The 18971-nt window shown below is 64.2% G+C and carries 18 protein-coding genes; 6 read left to right on the top strand and 12 right to left on the bottom strand.

Annotated features, from left to right (window positions below; translation table 11 throughout):
* Nucleotides 1-34: 34 nt before the first annotated feature.
* Nucleotides 35-796, bottom strand: a complete 762-nt coding sequence (locus tag FZP69_RS20605) for a VOC family protein (protein ID WP_152043228.1) — start codon at nt 794-796, stop codon at nt 35-37.
* Between the two features lie 192 nt (nt 797-988).
* Nucleotides 989-1834: an NAD-dependent epimerase/dehydratase family protein gene (locus tag FZP69_RS20600; RefSeq protein ID WP_152043227.1), complete on the bottom strand. Its 846-nt coding sequence runs from the start codon at nt 1832-1834 to the stop codon at nt 989-991.
* A gap of 166 nt (nt 1835-2000) precedes the next feature.
* Here FZP69_RS20600 and FZP69_RS20595 point away from each other — a divergent pair, with 166 nt between their 5' ends.
* Nucleotides 2001-2852, top strand: a complete 852-nt coding sequence (locus FZP69_RS20595) for an MBL fold metallo-hydrolase (protein ID WP_152043226.1) — start codon at nt 2001-2003, stop codon at nt 2850-2852.
* 168 nt (nt 2853-3020) lie between these two features.
* Here the strand turns inward: FZP69_RS20595 and FZP69_RS20590 are convergent, their stop codons facing one another.
* The 5 genes from FZP69_RS20590 to FZP69_RS20570 all read right to left on the bottom strand — a co-directional run bounded on the left by FZP69_RS20590 (nt 3021) and on the right by FZP69_RS20570 (nt 7041).
* Nucleotides 3021-3785, bottom strand: coding sequence for an SDR family NAD(P)-dependent oxidoreductase (locus FZP69_RS20590; protein WP_152043225.1), 765 nt, complete (start codon nt 3783-3785; stop codon nt 3021-3023).
* A gap of 24 nt (nt 3786-3809) precedes the next feature.
* The gene (locus FZP69_RS20585) at nt 3810-4214 is read right to left on the bottom strand and encodes a PPC domain-containing DNA-binding protein (protein WP_204960074.1); all 405 of its coding nucleotides are present in this window, start codon (nt 4212-4214) and stop codon (nt 3810-3812) included.
* 233 nt (nt 4215-4447) lie between these two features.
* A complete protein-coding gene (locus FZP69_RS20580; RefSeq protein WP_152043223.1) occupies nt 4448-5269 on the bottom strand; it encodes a fumarylacetoacetate hydrolase family protein in 822 nt (273 codons plus the stop codon).
* Nucleotides 5270-6061 (bottom strand): SDR family oxidoreductase, encoded by a 792-nt coding sequence (locus tag FZP69_RS20575; RefSeq protein ID WP_152043222.1) that lies wholly within the window; start codon nt 6059-6061, stop codon nt 5270-5272.
* A 290-nt stretch (nt 6062-6351) separates the two neighbouring features.
* Complete coding sequence (locus FZP69_RS20570) at nt 6352-7041, bottom strand: 4-carboxy-4-hydroxy-2-oxoadipate aldolase/oxaloacetate decarboxylase (RefSeq protein ID WP_152043221.1); 690 nt, start codon at nt 7039-7041, stop codon at nt 6352-6354.
* Nucleotides 7042-8346: 1305 nt separating this feature from the next.
* Here FZP69_RS20570 and FZP69_RS20565 point away from each other — a divergent pair.
* Entirely contained in the window at nt 8347-9114 is a 768-nt protein-coding gene (locus tag FZP69_RS20565; protein ID WP_152043220.1) for an IclR family transcriptional regulator, read from the top strand.
* Between the two features lie 1404 nt (nt 9115-10518).
* Here the strand turns inward: FZP69_RS20565 and FZP69_RS20560 are convergent.
* Nucleotides 10519-11475, bottom strand: a complete 957-nt coding sequence (locus FZP69_RS20560) for a succinylglutamate desuccinylase/aspartoacylase family protein (RefSeq protein WP_152043219.1) — start codon at nt 11473-11475, stop codon at nt 10519-10521.
* 148 nt (nt 11476-11623) lie between these two features.
* On the opposite strand from FZP69_RS20560, the gene FZP69_RS20555 reads away from it, so the two are divergent.
* The 3 genes from FZP69_RS20555 to FZP69_RS20545 all read left to right on the top strand — a co-directional run bounded on the left by FZP69_RS20555 (nt 11624) and on the right by FZP69_RS20545 (nt 14094).
* Nucleotides 11624-12253: a DUF7504 family protein gene (locus FZP69_RS20555; RefSeq protein ID WP_152043218.1), complete on the top strand. Its 630-nt coding sequence runs from the start codon at nt 11624-11626 to the stop codon at nt 12251-12253.
* Nucleotides 12254-12429: 176 nt separating this feature from the next.
* Entirely contained in the window at nt 12430-13722 is a 1293-nt protein-coding gene (locus FZP69_RS20550) for an MFS transporter (RefSeq protein WP_152043217.1), read from the top strand.
* A gap of 81 nt (nt 13723-13803) precedes the next feature.
* Nucleotides 13804-14094, top strand: coding sequence for a DUF7536 family protein (locus FZP69_RS20545; protein ID WP_152043216.1), 291 nt, complete (start codon nt 13804-13806; stop codon nt 14092-14094).
* A 42-nt stretch (nt 14095-14136) separates the two neighbouring features.
* On the opposite strand, the gene FZP69_RS20540 is transcribed toward FZP69_RS20545, so the two are convergent.
* The 4 genes from FZP69_RS20540 to FZP69_RS20525 form a co-directional block, all read right to left on the bottom strand.
* Nucleotides 14137-14463, bottom strand: coding sequence for a DUF7344 domain-containing protein (locus FZP69_RS20540; RefSeq protein WP_152043215.1), 327 nt, complete (start codon nt 14461-14463; stop codon nt 14137-14139).
* Between the two features lie 87 nt (nt 14464-14550).
* Entirely contained in the window at nt 14551-15204 is a 654-nt protein-coding gene (locus FZP69_RS20535; protein WP_152043214.1) for a helix-turn-helix domain-containing protein, read from the bottom strand.
* A gap of 103 nt (nt 15205-15307) precedes the next feature.
* The gene (locus tag FZP69_RS20530) at nt 15308-16534 is read right to left on the bottom strand and encodes a potassium channel family protein (protein WP_152043213.1); all 1227 of its coding nucleotides are present in this window, start codon (nt 16532-16534) and stop codon (nt 15308-15310) included.
* Between the two features lie 183 nt (nt 16535-16717).
* Nucleotides 16718-17596: a DUF5602 domain-containing protein gene (locus FZP69_RS20525; RefSeq protein ID WP_152043212.1), complete on the bottom strand. Its 879-nt coding sequence runs from the start codon at nt 17594-17596 to the stop codon at nt 16718-16720.
* A gap of 176 nt (nt 17597-17772) precedes the next feature.
* Here FZP69_RS20525 and citZ point away from each other — a divergent pair, with 176 nt between their 5' ends.
* Nucleotides 17773-18918, top strand: a complete 1146-nt coding sequence (gene citZ / locus FZP69_RS20520; RefSeq protein WP_152043211.1) for a citrate synthase — start codon at nt 17773-17775, stop codon at nt 18916-18918.
* The last annotated feature ends 53 nt before the right edge of the window (nt 18919-18971 follow it).

Here is an 18971-nt window from a genome sequence, read left to right as displayed (position 1 = left end):
CCAGGACGGTGCGTCGCGTTCGGTCGAACTCTCGTTACCGCGTGACGAGCTCGATTTCGTGACCGTCCACGTCCTTGGTGAACGCGTAGTCGTAGCCGCAGCTCTCGGGATCGCGGTACTCCTCGGCGTGGCGGTCCATGAGGGTCTGCCATCCGTCTTCGAGGTCGTCGACCCGCACCGCCAGGTGGCCCCACGCGTCGCCCATCGTGTACGAACGCCCGTCGTAGTTGTACGTGAGCTCTACTGCCATCTCTTCGGGGGCGGCGTCCGCGCGCTTGACGAAGTAGTTGGCGAACGTATCGGACTCCCAGCGGCCCGTGTGCTCGTACTCGAGTTTCCGGACGTACCAGCCGAGCGCGTCGTCGGCGTCCTCGACGCGGATCATCGTGTGGTCGAGGCTCCACTTCGCGCCGTGGTCGCGCGTGACGATCTCGACCTCGTGGCCGTCGGGGTCCTTCACGAACGCGTAGCGGCCCCCACACGATTCGGGGTCGCGGTAGTCCTCGACACCCTCGTCCATCAGCTGCTGGTACGACGATTCGAGTTCGTCCTCGGGGACACGCACGGCGATGTGTCCCCACGCGTCACCCAGCTCGTAGGAGCGCCCATCGTGGTTGTACGTCAGCTCCAGGAGTGCGCCGTCCTCGTGCATCTCCTCGGGGCCGAGAAAGACGTTGGTGAACGTGTCGGCTTCCCACCGCCCCTTTTCCTCGTAGTCCAGGTGCGTCCGATACCACTCCAGCGATTCGTCTAGATCTTCGACGCGCATCATCACGTGGTCTAACACTGCGTCCATGCACGACCGCTCGGATGCACCATGCAAAAGCGTACTGATGGGACAACACGGGTGACGGCCACTTGCCGCCGCGGCTCGGATGGTAGCTGTGGCTCTGCTGACATGGGGGACTCAGAACCCGATCCGGTCGCCACGACTCCGCCGACGTAGTCACCCGAAACACGGTTTGGTCTCTCCCGAGCCCTCCGCTCGTTACCCCGGGGGCGAGTCCCACGCTTCACCGTTGTCCTGTGGGTCGTACCCGATCACGTCACGGGCGTGTTCGAGGTCGAACCAGCGACGGTCGTTGTCGCTGACGCCGTAGAAGACGTCGTATTCGACGTCGTCGTCGGCGAGACAGCACTCGACCTGGTGGGCGAAATCCCGCCGGGACTGCCACATCGCCTTCATCCGAGCGACCATCTCGTCGTACTCGTCGCTTCCACGCTCCCAGTCACCGCGGTCGACGCCGTGTTCGGCGTCGCCGTAGGGGTGATCGTACTCGGCGTGTCGGATGCTGGCGATCCGGAGCGAGTAGAACTGGGTCGGGTATGCGTAGTTCTCCGTGTAGTACCGACCGAAGTCCTCGCCAAAGGACTTCGAGGTGCCGTAGTACGAATCGGGCCGGCGTGGAGCCGTGTGATCGACCATGAGGTCGAATCCGGGGTAGTAGATTTCGGGGGCGTTGTCGACCTCGTACATGCCGACGACGTGGTTCGTCGACCCGAAGATAAACTGCTCTACCTCCGCCTCTTTGACGGCTTCCAGCGTGTGGTACATCCCGATCAAGTTGTTTTTGAGTATCTCCTCCCAGGTGGCATCGGTCTCGGGGTACCCCGCGAGGTGAACGACGGCGTCTTGATCCTCGAAGGCGGGCCACATCGCCTCTCGGTCGCTCACGTCGGCGACGACCGTCTCGTAGCCGCCGTAGGGGTGGTCCGCCGGTCGGTCCGAGCGGTTCAGATACGTGAACTCGTACTCGTCCTTCTCGTGGAGGTGGTCGATGATCGCCGTCCCGACGCGTCCGTACGCTCCCGTGACCAAGATATTCGTTGCCATACGGCAGTGGACTGCTCATGAGTAATTAAAACCTCGGATCACGTACACGAAGGCGAGCCGACGTCAGCCGTGCGACCGACTCGGTGGCTGCGAACAGGCTCGATCGAGCGCGTTCGAGGGCGCGAACCGGACGTATATTTATTACCCCGCGAGTGGACACGCGGCTATGGTCCACGCGACGTGGGACGACTGGCTCGTAGAGGAAGTAGAGAACACGAACACCTACAGCCTCTCCGTCTGGTATCTCGGATGTAACGGTTTTATTCTGCGGACAGATACGACCACGGTGTTCATCGACCCGTACTTCGGATCTGGCGAACACCGCCCGTATGCGATCAGGATGATCCCGGTCCCGATGGACCCCGCAGACACGACGTGCGACGCAGTGCTCGTCACTCACGAACACGTCGACCACATGCACCCTCCCTCGCACGCTCCCCTCCTCGAGGAAGACGCACGAATCTACGCGCCGAAGACGTCGTATGAAGACCCCGATTACGACGGCGATCTCCGCGTACCCGCGGCGAAACGAGCCGTCGTCGACGTCGACGACACGTTCGAGGTGGGCGACCTGACCGTCCACGTTCGGGGAGCGAACGATCCCGACGCGAAAGAACCCGTCTCGTACGTGGTCGAACACGAGTCGGGGACGTTCTACCACGGCGGTGATAGCCGGTACACAGAGACGTTCGAGGACGTGGGTGCGGAGTTCGACGTGGACGCGAGCGCCCTCGCGTACGGTACTCGCGGTCGATTCTTCGATGGGGAGTCGGGTCAGGCTCGCTCTACGACCAACTACATGAACGGGAATCAGATCATCAAGTCCGCGAACGCGCTGTCGACCGATCGGCTGCTTCCGACGCACTATGACTTCTGGAAGGGCTGGAACGCCGACCCGACCGGACTGCACGAGCACGCGACCTCCTATCGCTACCCCAAATCGATCGAGATGATCAGAGTGGGGGACCGGATCGACATCCAGGAGTACGGCATCAAGCCGCCGATGTACACCCAGTAACTGTCGTTCACACGGACGTCCGGAAATCGACTGACTCGCCCTCGAGCGAACACTGGTGGGTGCTCTGACGACCGATCGAGCCGTCGAGGACACCGCGCCACGGGGACGGTCAGAGGCGGGAGAAATCGAACCATACGAGCCAGCGGCGTCTTCGAACTGACTGTGGGCTCACAGAGCGCTCTGCGTGAACCCACCGTCGACGAAGAGCACCTCTCCGGTGGTGAAGCTCGCCGAATCACTCCCCAGATAGATCGCGCTCCCGACGATCTCTTCGCGGTCGGCAACCCGTCCCAGCGGGGTTCGCTCGTCGATATCCGCTCGGATCTGCGTCCCGTCACCGTACGTCTCCTGGGTGAGTGGCGTCATGACGAATCCGGGGGCGATCGCGTTGACGCGGATATCCGGTGCCAGCTCCTTGGCTGCACAGCGGGTGAGCGCGTTGACACCGGCTTTGGCCGCACAGTACGGCATCAGCCGTGTTCTGGCGAGGTCGGCCGACATCGACGAGATGTTGACGATGCTCCCGGAGTCCATCCTGTCCGCGAACACCTGGCAGGTACGAAACACACCGGTCAGTTGCACGTCGAGCACCCGTTCCCAGTCCGCCTCGTCGAGGGAGAGAAACGTGGACCGTGCAGCAGTGCCAGCGGAGTTCACGAGCACGTCGACGTCGTCGAACTCCGCGACAGTCGTGTCGCAGAGCTCCTCGATCGAGGACCGGTCGGCCACGTCGCAGGTCTGTTCGATCGTTCGTGCTCCTCGCTCACGGAGTTTCTCCGCCGTCTCGGCGACCGCTTCGGGCGTCCGGCTCGTCGCGACCACGTCCGCCCCGTCGTCTGCGAAGCCCAGTGCGATCGCTTCTCCGATCCCGCTCGTTCCACCGATGACGACCGTCGTTTTACCTTCGACCGTGACGCTCGGATACGTTGTCATAATAAGAGGGACTCGGTGTGAGGCCTATCTCGGCTTGAGTTGGCTGATGTTGTACTCGTTTTCGTCCGACCGGCGCTCGAGTTCGAGTCCCTCGATGGGGCGAATGACGATCTCGCCCAGCAGGTGGGCGACGTTGCCCTCCTCGAGGTGGCCGGCGACCGTCCGATCGCCGTTGTACGCGACGAGGTGGAGGTGCGGTTCTCCGTTGGCGATCATGCCGTCGATCGTCCCGACCTCCCACGCACCCAGGAGCTTGTGCGTCTCGTTGCGCCATTTCTGTTCCTTTGGCATCTCGTCGGTCGGCACGTAGTGAAAGTTGAGATTCCGGAGCGTGCCGATCCCCGAGACGACTACACCGGTGTCGACCTCGTACTCGTCGCACGCCTCTCGAATCGACTCGAGTACCAAGTCACCCGGCTCCAGCAACATTACGATATGACCGTCATCTGCTTGATGTGCTTCCATTTGTGAACACCGACGATGGGATACAGACAGAGGTAGTTCTTAAGCGTTGTGCTCAGCCGAGTCGGGAAAACCGGTCCGGGCTCGGGGCGAGACCGCGCGACGTGGCCGAAACTGGCGACAAGAGCGATCGGATCGAAGACCGGAGGGTGCTGGAGAGACCACCCCGTCGATCGTGCCGGTGACTGGCCGTGACGAGGCTATCTGACGACGTTCGCGGCGACGGCACCGACTTCGGCGACCTCGGCTCTGACAGTGTCGCCGGGGGCGATGTGTTCCGCTCCCGGTGTGCCCGTCGAGATGACGTCGCCGGGTTCGAGTGTCATGACGCTCGAGTGGAACGCCACGAGCTCGTCCGGGGATGTCATCATGTTCCGGATACGGTTCTCCGCGGCGACGTCGCCGTTGACGACCGTTCGTACCGAGAGCCCGTCGAGCGGACCCACCTCGTCGGTCGTCACGATAGAACGCCCGAACACGAGAAACGAGTCGAAACTCTTCGACCGAGTCAGGAACCGTGGATTCCGGTCCAGTATATCTTCGGCCGTCGCGTCGATGACTGGCACAAATCCGGCGACGACATCGTCGACTTCACTCACAGCGACATCCGAACAGGTTCGTCCGATCACCACCGCGAGTTCGGCCTCTGCGGTCACCCGATCAGAGACGTCGCTGGGAGGGAGTCGAATCGGACCACCTGGACCAGCGGCCGCTGTCGACGGCTTCATGAAGCTCGCCGGTTCTGTCGGCCGATCCTCGTCGAGATCAGACGCGTGCTCCGCGTAGTTCAGCCCGATTCCCCACAGTTTCCCGTATCGTTCGAACGGGGACGCGAACGAGAGGTGTTCGCTCGAGATCAGTTCGGCCGACGAGTCGTCGAGTGACGGGAGGTCGCCCGCGGCGGCTACCGGGAGCGCGTCGCGGATCGTCGTCAGTGACGGATCGACCGACGAGAGTGGAACGAAACCCGCTCCGTCACCAACGAGCGGTCGACCGTCGCTGGTTCTGGCAAGTCGGGTCATTCACAGATTCGAGGCTCCCTGTCCGCCGTCGACTGGAATCGCGACGCCGTTGATGAAACTCGATCGTTCGGAGGAGAGGAACGCGACGACGTCCCCGAGTTCCATCGGGTCACCGATACGCCCGAGGGGGTTGATCTCGCCCTTCGCGTCCAGCCCCTCCTCGTAGCTGTCGAACTCGTCGCGGTCGACGGCCGCTTCGATGAGTTCCCGCTGGCGTGCCGTCTCGTGCGGGGCTGGAAGGACGGCGTTGGCACGTACCTCGGGCGCCAGTTCCTTCGAGAGCGTCTTCTCGAGACCGATGACACTCATCCGCACCGAGTTCGAGAGCACGAGCGACGGGATCGCCTCTTTGACGCTCCTCGAGGTGATCGTGACGATCGTTCCGCCCCCGTCTCGGCGGAGGTGCGACGCTGACTCCCGAACGAGACGTCCCGCGCTCATCACCAGTAAGTCGAACGCCTGATACCAGTCCTCCTCTTCGGTCTCCAAGAAGGCCCCGCTCGGCGGGCCACCAGCGTTCGTCACGAGATGGTCGAGTCGGTCGAACTCGTCGATCGTCCGCTCGACGAGTCGCGCGATGTCGTTCGGGTCCGTCAGATCACCCTGGACCGGCAGGACGTCCCCTTCGGCCAGGGCACGCACCTCCGCCGCTGCCTCTTCGAGGCGGTCTTCGTCCCGACCGTTGATTACGACGTTCGCACCGTCGCGAGCGAGCGCTTTCGCGGAGGCCTTTCCCAACCCACTGCTCGACGCAGCGACGAGAGCTGTATTACCGTCTAAGCCGTACACCATGTTAGGTGAACCACCCAAAACACAGTGCGGACAAAAACCTTTGCCTGAGTTGATACCAGTCGTTCGTGAGGTGAGGGTCGTTCCGTGCGCACGAGTACGCTCCGAGTGCAGAGAGGGGGCCGGCACCGTTCTTCGATACGTCGTCTCCACAGCGCTCGTGTCGCCGTGGTACTCGGATCACGGGACGAGTGGTCCGCTCCTCGAGAACCGCAGTCGAGCCCTCGAACGAGTTCCGTTCTGATCGAATCACGCGCTCGCGTCGGAGCGTATCGGAACACACCGACAGACCACTAAGAGACCGAGTCGTCGGGTTCGGTCACGTCCGGATCCTCGAGCACTTCGTCGTAGTTGCCGATGTCGTAGAGGTATTCGCCGTCTTCGACCCGTTCACGGAGGATGCGTTCGGCGGCCTGCTTCTCGCGGGCACTCTCGAGTGTCGCCTCGACGTCGTTCGGTGGGACGACGACGACGCCCTCATCGTCACCCACAACGATGTCTCCGGGGGCGACGGTAGCCCCACCGCACGTGACCGGGACGTTGATCGAACCGGGAGCGTGTTTGAGCGGTCCCTTCGGATGAACCCCGCGTGCGTAGACCGGGAAGCCGATTTCCTCGATCTCCGCTCGATCGCGTATCGCCCCGTCGACGATAATCCCGGAGAGATCGTGCGCTTCGCACGATGCGGACATGAGTTCTCCCAGATAGGCCGTCTCGGTGTATCCCTTGCCATCGATCACGATCACGTCTCCCGGTTCCGCCACGGTGATGGCTTTGTGGATGATCAGATTGTCGCCCGGGACCGCCTTCACGGTTAGTGCAGTTCCGGCCATTTCGATCCCGCTGTAGATGGGGTCGATTCCGGAGTCCATGACGGCTGCCCTGGCACCGAGTACGTCCGAGAGTATCGCGGTCGGAATCCCCTCGAAGGACTCGACGAGTTCTCGGTCGAGTCGATCGACGTCAGGGTTTATCAGAGACATAGCGATTGCGACACGACGAACTCACCTGAATGTATCGGGTGGCTTCGAAGGCACCGCGATCTCAGCAGGTGGGGCTGTGGGTGTACTACGCGCCGCCGTCTCTCTGCGAGACCGACTGGTCGAACGTGCGATGGGAGATCCAGCGCACGGCCCCCGAGACGGCTCAGGCGTCGTCAGCATCCGCGTTCGCCGCTCGTCGGACCGGCCTGTCGACATTGTTTGATATACACAAACTCGATCCCATGCGATCCGCGGGGGGAGGACAGTCCATTCCCGACCCTGGAAATTACATTGATACGTTTGTAATTGGTGACGTCTTGTTCGCTGATTAATATATTGTGGTTGTATAATTCTAGTACGTTCTCTTGTAAATTACAATTCTATGACTGTAATTCAATCTCTTCTCTAGCTTTACAGTGATATAGATGTAACTCAACCGGATTTCACCATGTGCATTCAATACTGGAGGTATTTTCATCTGACCGTCGAAGACTCGATTAAACGTGAAAATTTTGCGCATATATGAATACACATCGCTTTCTGAGACGAAAAATTCAACAACAACGTGCTTTTACTCATGTCGCACGGGATCGGAGCAATCACCACGATGACCGTTGTCGTCGCCGTTCCAGTCCACTGACGCCGTCTGAGGGGACGACCGGCTGTTACATCTGTACTCCGGTTTGCACGATAGTGCGTACCGAAACCGGTGCCAGACGGCGCGATCGGTTACTGGATCGACGATGTCACGGATCCGCCCTCGATCGAGACACATCGACGAACCGACACTGGACCCAAACGCGCAGACCCGAACACGCTCGCCACGGTGACCGGATACCACACCGCCCGAGCGGCGGACGGTGACTTGCCGAACGACCCGTCGGATCACTCCGAGGAGGGTCGCGACTGCGCGCACCGACGAGAAACGAAGTGCACGCAGTGGAGCTCGGCCGGGAAGTGATCGCCCAGTCACAACGGAGTGCGTCGTGTTGCCGAAGCACGACTAGGAGAGCGTCTGCGGGCTGTCCGGCAGGCATAACGTCGCTCTCACTGGTATGACAATCCTAGACACGGACTGTTTGATATATCTAATCTGCACGAGGTGGGTGTCTCTTGGAGGCACTCGTCGTCTGTCCACGGTTGGAGCGTCAACTCGGTCGCCGAACGAACCGGCACAAACCGAACGCCGACAGCGCACAGGGGTAGCCGGTAACCGCTGACGTCGACGCCCGTTCGTGCCGACGACTGGTGTTTGATAACTTGGAACAAGATATTTATGCACCCACAATCGATTGAACTGGTGGGATGCAAAACAAGGCCAAGAATCCGATCAAGGGGACGGAAAAGACCATCCAGATCGTGGAAGCGTTACAGGTGATGGACGGCGCGGGGGTGACCGAACTGGCGGCCCGGCTCGATCTCTCGAAAGGGACGGTCCACAACTACCTCAGTACATTACGAGAACACGACTACGTCGTCAAGGAGGGGAACACCTACTACGTCGGCCTTGGATTCTTCGAGATTGGCGAGTACGCGCGCAAGCGAATTCGGATCTACCACGTCGCCAAGTCGGAAGTGGACAAACTGGCGGAGGAAACTGGAGAGCTGGCAAATTTACTCGTCGAGGAGCACGGCCGTGGCGTCTACCTCTACCGTGCCCGCGGAGAACACGCAGTGACGATCGACACACACACTGGAAAGCGCCGAACGCTCCACAACACCGCCCTCGGCAAAGCGATCTTGGCGCACACGGACGACGAGCGAGTCGAAGAGATACTGGACGAACACGGCCTCCCGCGGGAGACGGAACACACGATCACGAACCGTGAGGACCTGTACGACGAACTCGATGTGATCCGCGAGCGGGGATACGCCTACTGTAATGAAGAACGAGTCAAGGGACTCCAGTGCGTCGCAGTGCCGCTGATGAGCGGTTCCAGCGACCGCGTGCTCGGAGCGATCAGTGTCGCCGGACCCACCACGCGCATGAAGGGCGAACGAGTGGAGGAGGAGATTCCGAACAGACTGCTGCAGGCGGCGAACGTGATGGAGATCAACGTTAATTATTCTTGATATATCCCACTGTCTATCACGCTCGACGTCGGGGACGTCTTCCGGAAAGACGAATACACGTGTCTCGAAAGCGATGCCGTCCGTCAACGGGATCGGCAACTGGTGTTACTGCACCGCAGCGCTCGATCGACGAGCGCACCAGCGGCGAACTAGTCGTACCGGTCGGCTGAACCCGTACGTTCGTTGTCTCCTCGTACCGAACCGACGTGGGACTTCTCTCCCGGCGCGATCGTTGGTCGAGGGCGGAGAGTCCGCAGCTTGGGCGGTGGGGCATGTCCACCCGGTTATTAGAACAATTTTCTCGTCTTGTTCGTATCCCAAATCTACCATCCGAAGACCGATACGTTGGCCAGACCGTCGGGACTCTCGTCGCTGTGCATTCCTCACACGACTTCACCAGTGATACGGTAGATAAAAAATTGAACCACACTATTGAGCGAAGTGCACGTTCGGCACCGACCCACGTCTGAGTTGCCGGCGGGTACTAGCTCACCACAGGGTAATGCGACGAAAGAGATCTATGAGAGCTGTCAGTGTTATTGTGGACTGTTCGAGGCGTGAACGGGCAACCGTTCTGGGTGGTGGACCTGAGTTCGTACGATGTCTTCAGTCTCAGAGAGACGGCCCCTTCGACTCGAAGCACGCGTCACCGCCCACTCCACGAAGGTTCAGTCTCGTGTATGTGTTCAAAAATATACGTTTAAATGTCGAACGCGCCTCGTTTTCTGGCCGTCAACTGTTATCGATATGATCGCCCGTGAGAGATGCATCCGTAGTGCTCGCTCGAGTCGAACTTCGGTCGAAGAATCTCCTAGACGGACGAGTGACGGCCTGATGATCTCCTGCTCTGCTCTCTTGATGAACCCATCGTCACACTCGACGGGACGTTCGGTTACTCGAGTGAATGTGAATCTATTTCTAACAATCGTGGCCGTGTTCGTGCCGTCTCAGCGGACGGTGCGTCGCGTCTCAGCGGCGATGTGGTAGTTCGGCTGTGATATCGTCGTGGACGCCAACTCCGTCTGCGCGCCTCGTGGGTCGATCGAGGTATCCTGGATGCGGCATCGCGTCACTCTCGCGGGAAGGGCAGTGTGGACCATCCGAGGGCCCTCGGACGACTGGCGCCGTCGACGGGTAGGCGGCGATAGATCCCCTCTACGTTCAGATCCAGCTTCTCCCCTCCCCAGCGCTCGATTGGGCTGACGGTGATCTTGGGACTGCCGGTCGCAGACGTGCACACCGTCACGTACCGATCTCGATCGGGTGCCGGAAGCGCTCGTCCGCTTCGTCGCGGACGCGTCGGCCAACGAGGACGAGTCGGCACCGTTCAGGAACACGGCGAACGGTTCGAGACCGCTGCTGCAGTCCGTGACAGAGCCAGCTCCGTCCCGGAAACACGGTCGATCAGTAGGTGTCGATGTCGGTCCCGACCGAACAGACGTACTCGCCCGTGGCGACCTGCGGGAGCCGCCGCGTGCGCCAGAATACCCCCGTGCTGTCGGCGGTGACGCGCGCCTTCGGCGTCCCGAACGGGTCCGTCACGCGGAAGAGCGTGTCGCCCGCGTCGACCTCGTCGCCCAGCTCCGCCTCGAAGTGGACGAGTCCGCCGCTGGGCGAGCCGTACTGGTCGAACCCTTTCGCCCGAATCTGGGGCCCCGGCTCGACCTCCCCGTCGAGGTAGCCGTACCCCCGGAGGACGTTGAACACGCCCCCGACGCCCCGCTGGATGCTCGACTCGTCCCAGCCGACGCTCCCGCCGAGTTCGGGGTCGATCGTCGGGATGCCCTCGTCCGGGCCGGCGCGGGCGAGCTGTCCGTCGGGTCCCTTCTGGTCGAGGATGTAGCCGCAGTCGAACGTCTTCGCGAGGCGGAGGCACTCGCGGTGGAGGCGGTGCCGCGACCCGCACCGGACCCGCGTCTCGTCGATCATCCGGCTGGTCGACCCCTGGTGGAGGTCGAGGATGAGGTCGGCCCGCCGGGCCGCTTGGAACGTCGCGTGCGTGATCCGCTCCGAGGAGGTCCCGTTCTCGTCTCCGGGATAGGTCCGGTTCAGCTTCCGGTCGTCGATCGGGTTGCGGTGTTCCGCGATCTGGAAGGCGTGGTAGTTGACGATGCCGACGAACAGCACCGTCCCGGAGAGCTCGGCAGGGTCCAGCCGCGGGACGACGCGACTGACGACGCCCACCCCGTTGAGTTCGTCGCCGTCGCTGACCGCCTGCACGTACAACGTATCCCCGGGTTCGACCCCGTTGACGACGGCGACGGGCAGTCCGATCGGACTCCCGTCGCGCGTCTCACCAACTTCGAGTCGACCCGTCGCCACCTCCCCAGGGGCCGCGTCCGCGGTTCCCAGTGTCGTCATTGTCGAACACTGGTCCGGCCCCCCCTTTATCGGTTCGGTCCTCGATGCCGACCGCTGTGACCCCGCTCGTCCGATTCGTTTCAACCTGCACGAATTTTGGATGAACGACATGCCAAGATTTATCTCATCAAAGATTTTATTGTAACATATGTCCGACGGCCGCCGAGCGACTGGGGGCGGTGAGCCGGCGGTCGTGGAGACGCTCCCACGACTCAAACGAGAGGGCTGCAATTTGCTCGTCACCGGAGCCGTCTCCGAGGCGACCACGTGTCGGGCCACACGACGGCTATTCGGGTCGCCGACGATCGAGCGAAAGCGGATCCTCGTGCGGACGGCGGACGCCCCAGCCGTGGGCGACCTGTTGCCGACCGGAGTCGACGCGAGCGACCCCTCCGTCCGTGTCATCGACGCCAGCACGTACGCCGCCGAGCGCGACCCGCTCGGCGCAATCGGGGAGGCCATCTCCGCGGCCGTCGACGAGTTCAGTTCGCGGTCGCCACCGCTCGTCGGTGGGGAACTCCGGCTGGCGCTCGTCTCGCTCGACTCCCTCGCGGCCGGTCACGGCCGTGACTCGATCGACCGGTTCCTCCGGCGGATCACGGACGCGATCGGCACGGCTCGGGGGATGGGCCACTACCGGTACGGCTGCTCGCGGGACGACGCGACGCGCCCGTCCGACGACCTGTTCGACGGCTTCGTCGACCTCCGCGAACGGTCCCGGCCAGAACAGCGGCTGTCCATCCCCGAAGTAGGTCCCACGGACTGGACCGATCTCTGACGCGCTCCGTCGTGGGGTCGGCCGCATCCCTCGTCGGGAGCCGGTGATACGGCCCTCCCCGGGGTGATCGAACCCGTCTCGACCGTGGTGACTGGGGGGTGTTCTCCCCTGTGGAACGTAGTCGACTGTACTCGCTCACCGAGAGCTATTTGCGCTCGGACTCGGAACCGCCACGCATGTCCGACGCGGAGGCCGGCGTCCGGGGCACCGTCAGGCAGTTTCTCGCGCTCGACGGTGACGTGCTGGTGTTGTCGGTGGCGATGTTCGCGTTCAGCCTCGGCTTCCAGATGACCGGACGATACATGCCGCGGTACCTGAGCGTCATCGGCGCCGGCAGCCTCGCGATCGGGCTCTACGGGAGTTTCGGCAACCTCATCAGCGCCGTCTACCCCTATCCCGGCGGTGCTGTCTCCGACCGCGTCGGCTCCCGCGTGGCGCTGACGGCGTTCGGCCTCGCCTCGACGCTCGGCTTCCTCGTCTGGTACGCCGCGGGGCCGCTCGCGGCCGTCTCCCTGGGGCCGACGTCGGTCGGCGTCGTCGTCGTCTTTCTCGGACTCGTCCTCTCGCAGGCGTGGAAGTCGTTCGGGCTCGGCGCGACGTTCGCCGTCGTGAAGCAGAGCGTCGAACCCGACCGGCTGGCGACCGGCTTCGCCTCGACCGAGACCGTCCGGCGACTGGCGTTCCTCCTCGGACCGCTGCTCGCCGCCGCCATCCTCGCACGGTTCGCGTTCGAGATCGGCTTCCGGTACGTCCTGCTCGTCGCCGTGGCGTTCGGTGCCGTGGCGACGATCACCCAGCATCTCCTGTACGACGCCTCCGCCGACTCCTTCGGCAAGTCCTTCTCGGGCGTCGAGACCGTCGTCGACGACCTCCGGTCACTGCCGTCGCCGCTCCGCCCGCTCCTGATCGGCGACACCCTGGTCCGGTTCGCCAACGGGATGGTGTACGTCTTCTTCGTCATCGTCGTCACCGAGTTCCTCGCGGTCGGCGTGACGCTCCCCGCCGTGGGACGGCTCTCGCCCGACGCGTTCTTCGGCGTCCTCCTGGCCGTCGAGATGGCGATCGCCCTCCTCACGATGGTCCCGGTGGCGAAACTCGCCGAGCGCGTGGGCTTGAAACCCGTCGTCGCGCTCGGCTTCTCGGTGTACGCGGTGTTTCCCGTGCTCCTCATCTCCGTGCCCGCAGACCCGCTCGTCGTCGGACTCCTCTTCGCGCTCTCGGGGCTCCGTTTCGCCGGCCTCCCGGCGCACAAGGCGCTCATCGTCGGTCCCGCGGAGGCGAACACGGGCGGTCGCGTCGTCGGCTCGTACTACCTCGTTCGCAACGCGGTCACGATCCCGAGCGCCGCCGTCGGTGGACTGCTGTACGCGGGGTCCCCGGCGGTCGCCTTCGGCGTCGCCACCGTCGTCGGGCTGGTCGGCACGGGCTACTTCCTCGTCGCGGGCGAGGAGTTCGAGGCGTACGCCTGACCCGGGGAGGTCGCCGCACTCACCCGGGCCGCGGCGGTCGGAACCGACGCCGATTTACCGTCCCCGTCCTCGTCTCTAGACGTGACCGACGACCCCCCCGACCGCCCGCAGTCGGGCGGTCTCGTGCAGGCGCTGCAGGTCCCCCGGAACGCGACGCTCGGCGTCCTCGCCGGCGTCGGTCTGGCGGTCGTCGTCTACCTCTTCCGCGTGCTCGAACTCCTCGGCCCGTTCGCCGGCACGCGACAGTACCCCGTCATCGGTGCCGAAGGGTGGTTCCTGCTGCTGGCGTTCGTCCTCGCGTCGGCGACGGCACTGCTCGTGACCGCGCTACTCACCGTCGTCTCGGCGTACCGACTCTCGCGGGAGTTCTGATTCGCCTCGTTCTCCTGTCGGTGAACCGGTAGACGGCGTCTCTCAGTCGCCGGTGACCCGACCGAACAGCCCGTTGGCGGCGAGCGTCTCGAACGTCCGGTGAGCCCGGGGCGTGAGCCGTACCGCTCCCGTCTCGCTGTCCCAGTCGACGGCTCCCATCGTCTGGAGCTTCGGGAGGTGGACGTGGTAGAGTCGGACGGCGCTCATCGTCTCCTCCGGCCCGTCGGAGAGCGCACCGACGAGCTCCTCGAACGTCGCGTCTCCGTCGTTGTCGGCGAGCCGTTTCACGATCGCCTGCCGCTGCGGAGAACCGACCAGCTCGCGGACGAGCACGTCGTCTCCCCTCCCTTGTCTGCTGGTTCGCGCCATACTCCGGTGAACTCCTCTCTCTGGTATGGCTTTCCGGCTTGTTGATTCAGGCCCTTATTACCGTGACTCCTCTCACTCCCGATGCGGTCACGATCTGATCGCCCCGTCGACGAGCGCCCGCATCACTTTGTTCGTGCCGCGGCGGAGTCGTTCGGAGACGGCCTGCTGTGAGACCCCGACTTCGGCGGCGAGATCCGACAGCGTCGCCCGCCGGGGCACCTCGAAGTAGCCTCGCTCCATGGCCAACTCGATCGCCTCGCGTTGCTCGTCGGTCAGGTCGAACGGTTCGTCGCGGACCTCCTCGGCCGTCAGGTTGTGCACGCGACGGACGTTGAGCCGGATGTCGTGGCGCTGGCAGTAGTCGCTGAACGCCGACAGCGACTCGTGGTCGTTGAACCGGATGCGGAACAGCCAGCTGCCGCCGCCGTGGGCCTCGAGGATGGTCGCGTCCGTCTCGACCATGCCGTAGATGAGGCTCTCGACGGTCTCGTCCCAGTCGATACGGTACAGCGACCGGCCCTCGATCGTGTCGAGGTGGAGCAGTTCGCGCACCTCGTCGGTCCCCCTGACGGACTCCTCGAACTCCGCGCGGTCGCCGCCGCTGACCCAGACGTACGGCATGATTCGTCTGGAGGCGGGAACGACCCGTTCGATCTCGATGTTCATCCCCCCACCCGTGCGGAGCACCCGCCCCAACAGGAACTGTTCGGCGTCGATGGTGAACTCCGCGACGATGCTCATACCGCATCCCACGGAGAGGGAGTGAATAAATTTATTTCTCCCCGGAAATTAAAAAATTTTTAACAGTTCGCCCATCGTCGATTCCGTGGCCAGCTCCCCGGCGCTACTCGCCGACGTCGGGCCGGTCGCCGGCGCGCTCGCCGAGTCGGGCCGCCCCGGCGCGGGTCCCCTTGGCGATGATGACGTCCCCGGCGCGGAGGTCGGTCTCGGGGCCGGGCTGGACGACCCAGTCGCCGTCCGACCCGGTGCGACGGATGGCGATGATCCGCATCCCCGTCTCGGTCTGGATCAGCTGATCGCCGATGGTCGTCCCCGCGAGCTCGCTCGCCGGTGCGAGCGTCAGCCGGACGATGACCTCGTCGGACTCCCTGACCGCGGCGGCGACGACGGGGTGGGCCGCCAGCCCGTGGAGGACGCCCTCGCTGATCTCCAGCGCCGCGTCGGAGATGACCTCCGTCGAGACCGCGAGATGCATCAGCCCCCGGAGCGCGATGGGGTCGTCGACGCGGGCGGCCGCGCGGAGCGTCCACGCCTCGAACCGCGACTTGAGCGCGTCTACCTCCGCCTCGAGTTCGGCGACCTCCTCGGCGACGCCCTCGCTGTCGAACAGCACCGCCCCGTACGCGAGGTCGACGGCGAGTTCGCTCATGTTCTTCATCGTCACGATCGAGTCGACGGCGCGTTCGAGGTCGTCGATGGGTGCCTCGGGCGGTTCGACCGGCTCGTACGCCGTGCCGCTCGCGCGTTCGTACACCTCGGTGAGGCCGGTCTCCGGTCCTCGCAAGAGGAGGACGTCGCCCGACTGCAGGACGCTCTCGTGGTCGGGGTTCGTGATCCACCGCCGTTTCCCCGTCGCCTGCTCCCGACGGACGGCGATGACCCGAACGCCCGTCTCGGTCTCCATGTTGATCTCGCCGAGCGAGCGGCCGTCGTACGGTGACTCCACGCCCACGGGCACGCGCACGAGGATCTCGGTCGCCTCGGGGAGCGCCGCGCGGATCGCCTCCGGGAGGCCGATGTCCTCGATGACCACCTTGGCGATGTCGCCCGCGGCGTTCGAGATCTTCTCGGCCGCGCCGACCACCCCGAGGACGGGCGCGAGTTCCTCGGCGTCCTCGGGGCTGCGGGCGGCCATCAGCAGGCTCATCCGTGCCTGCAGCTGCAGGATGTCCATCCGCTCTTCGAGCGCCAGCACCTCGCTGGCGATCTCGTCGCTCCCGAGGAGGACCGCCGAGTACGAGAGATCGATGAGCAGTTCGGCGGTGTCCTTCATTTCCGCCAGCACCTCCTTCACGCTGACCGGCTCGTACTCGACGTCCCCGGGGTACATACTACAGTCAATCACCCCCGCACGCGCAAAAGGGTTGTCTGCCGACAGGCACGCTCGATTTCCGGCGGGGGCGACCCCCTGCCGACTGGCGCGGGCGCGTCGATGGGGTCGTTCAGTTGCCGAACGAGGGCCCGTCTGGCGACCGAGTGGGTCGGTTTCAGACCGAGACCGAATGGGTCGGTTTCAGACCGCGTCGACCCACTCGAAGTCCTCGAGCGTCACGACGTACGCCTGCCACTGCGAGCGGTACTCGATCGTGTACGTCGTCGGGTAGTACCCCGCGACCGCGAAGCCCTGGGGCTGCTTGATCGACTTCCGGACCGAGGGGTTCGTCTCGAGGAACGCCTTCGTCACCATCGGTTCGAGGAAGGTGATCTCCCCGGTCGCGCCCGCACCGAACACGCCGCTGTCGTCGGACGCGCCGTCGCGGGCGTACGCCCCGTAGATGAACGTCTCGGTGAACGGTTGGCCGTTGAACTCCGGCGACGTGGGGTCGACGAGGTGTTCGCCCATCTCCGGGACGATGAAACGCACCGGCTCGAAGACGTACCCCTCGGGCAGGCGCTCGGCCGCGATCTCGTACGCCGCGACGCCGGGGGCGATGGCCTCGACCTCCGCCTCGTCCATCAGGTAGAAGTGCACGTCGAAGTGCGGCACTTCGTACATCGGGCCGGGGTGACCCGCGGGATTCCAGTCGAGGCCGGCGAACGTGAACGCGTGGGTGTCACGCGTGGTCAACGCTCGCGGGAAGTCGAGGTGGTACGCCGTCAGTTTCGCCGGCAGCACCCGCATGGCCTCGACGGGGATGTGGACGCCGATGGCCACGGGAACCCCGCGGCGGTCGAGCGTCGCGAACGTCCGCACGTCGACGCCGCTGGCCACCTCGACGGGGCGGCCCCACGCGGTGAACGTGCCGTCGTCGCGGTGGGCGGCACGCGCCCGTCCCGCGAGGAGGCCGCTCGCTGCGATCGCACCCGCGGCCTGCAGGACCGTCCGGCGGCCGATTCGCGGGGCGTCTGTCGTCGTCATCGTCGTCACTCCCGACTCACTCGTCGTGTTCATGATCTCCCCTCCGTTCGCGTGCTGAGGACATAGATACCGCTAGAGCATGGCTATCTCGTGAACGCCCCGACGACCGGTCATCCTTTCGGGTGATCGGTGGACACCTATCCACCCGCTCTCCACTGGGTGCGCACCGAACGATAACGCTTTTTTGAGCGGGTCAGAAACGGAGTCGTATGTCAGACGACCTGAAACGGGGGCTCGAGGGCGTCCTCGTTGCCGAGTCGGAACTCAGCTTCATCGACGGCGACGAGGGGCAGCTGATCTACCGTGGCTACGACATCGAGGACCTCGCCGAGGGCGCTTCCTACGAGGAGGTCGTCTACCTTCTCTGGCACGGGGCGCTCCCCACGGAGTCGGAACTCGCGGAGTTCTCGGCGTCGATGGCCACGGAGCGGGCGATCGACCCCGCGCTGCTCCGGACCATCGAGTCGCTCGCCGACGCCGACGAGGAGCCGATGGCCGCGCTCAGAACCGTCGTCTCGCAGCTCTCGGCGTACGACGACGAGTCGGGCTTCGCCGCCGACGCGGTGACCGACCGCGAGGCGAATATTCGGAAGGGCCGGCGTATCACCGCCAAGATCCCGACGGCGCTGGCGGCGTTCAAACGCCTCCGGAACGGCAACGACCCCGTCGACCCGCGCGAGGACCTCGGCCACGCCGCCAACTTCCTCTACATGCTCAACGACGAGGAGCCCGACGACGTCCTCGCCGACGTCTTCGACCAGGCGCTCGTCCTCCACGCCGACCACGGCCTCAACGCCTCGACGTTCTCGGCGACCGTCACCGCCTCGACGCTCTCCGACCTGCACTCGGCCGTCACCTCGGCCGTGGGGACGCTCGCGGGGTCGCTCCACGGCGGTGCCAACCAGAACGTGATGCGGATGCTCCACGAGGTGGACGAGAGCGGGATGGACCCCACCGACTGGGTGAAGCACGCGCTCGACGAGGGCAAGCGCGTCGCCGGCTTCGGCCACCGCGTCTACAACGTGAAGGACCCGCGGGCGAAGATCCTCGGCGAGCAGTCGGAGGCGCTCGCCGAGGCTGCCGGGGAGATGAAGTGGTACGACTACTCCGTCGCCATCGAGGAGTACATGATGCAAGAGAAGGGGCTCGCGCCGAACGTCGACTTCTACTCCGCCTCCACGTACTACCAGATGGGGATCCCGATCGACATCTACACACCCATCTTCGCGCTGTCGCGCGTCGGCGGGTGGATCGCACACGTCCTCGAACAGTACGACGACAACCGGCTCATCCGACCGCGCGCCCGCTACGTCGGCCCGCGTGACCTGGAGTTCGTGCCGCTCGACGAGCGGTAACCGCCCTCACCCCGGCGAGTACGTACCAGAAGCTGACCACTCTCGCCGCGGTT

The organism is Salinigranum salinum, from assembly GCF_009176545.1.
Classification (GTDB): Archaea; Halobacteriota; Halobacteria; order Halobacteriales; family Haloferacaceae; genus Salinigranum; species Salinigranum salinum.
Note: the sequence above shows the minus strand (reverse complement) of the source record. Positions and strands in the feature narration are given on the sequence as shown.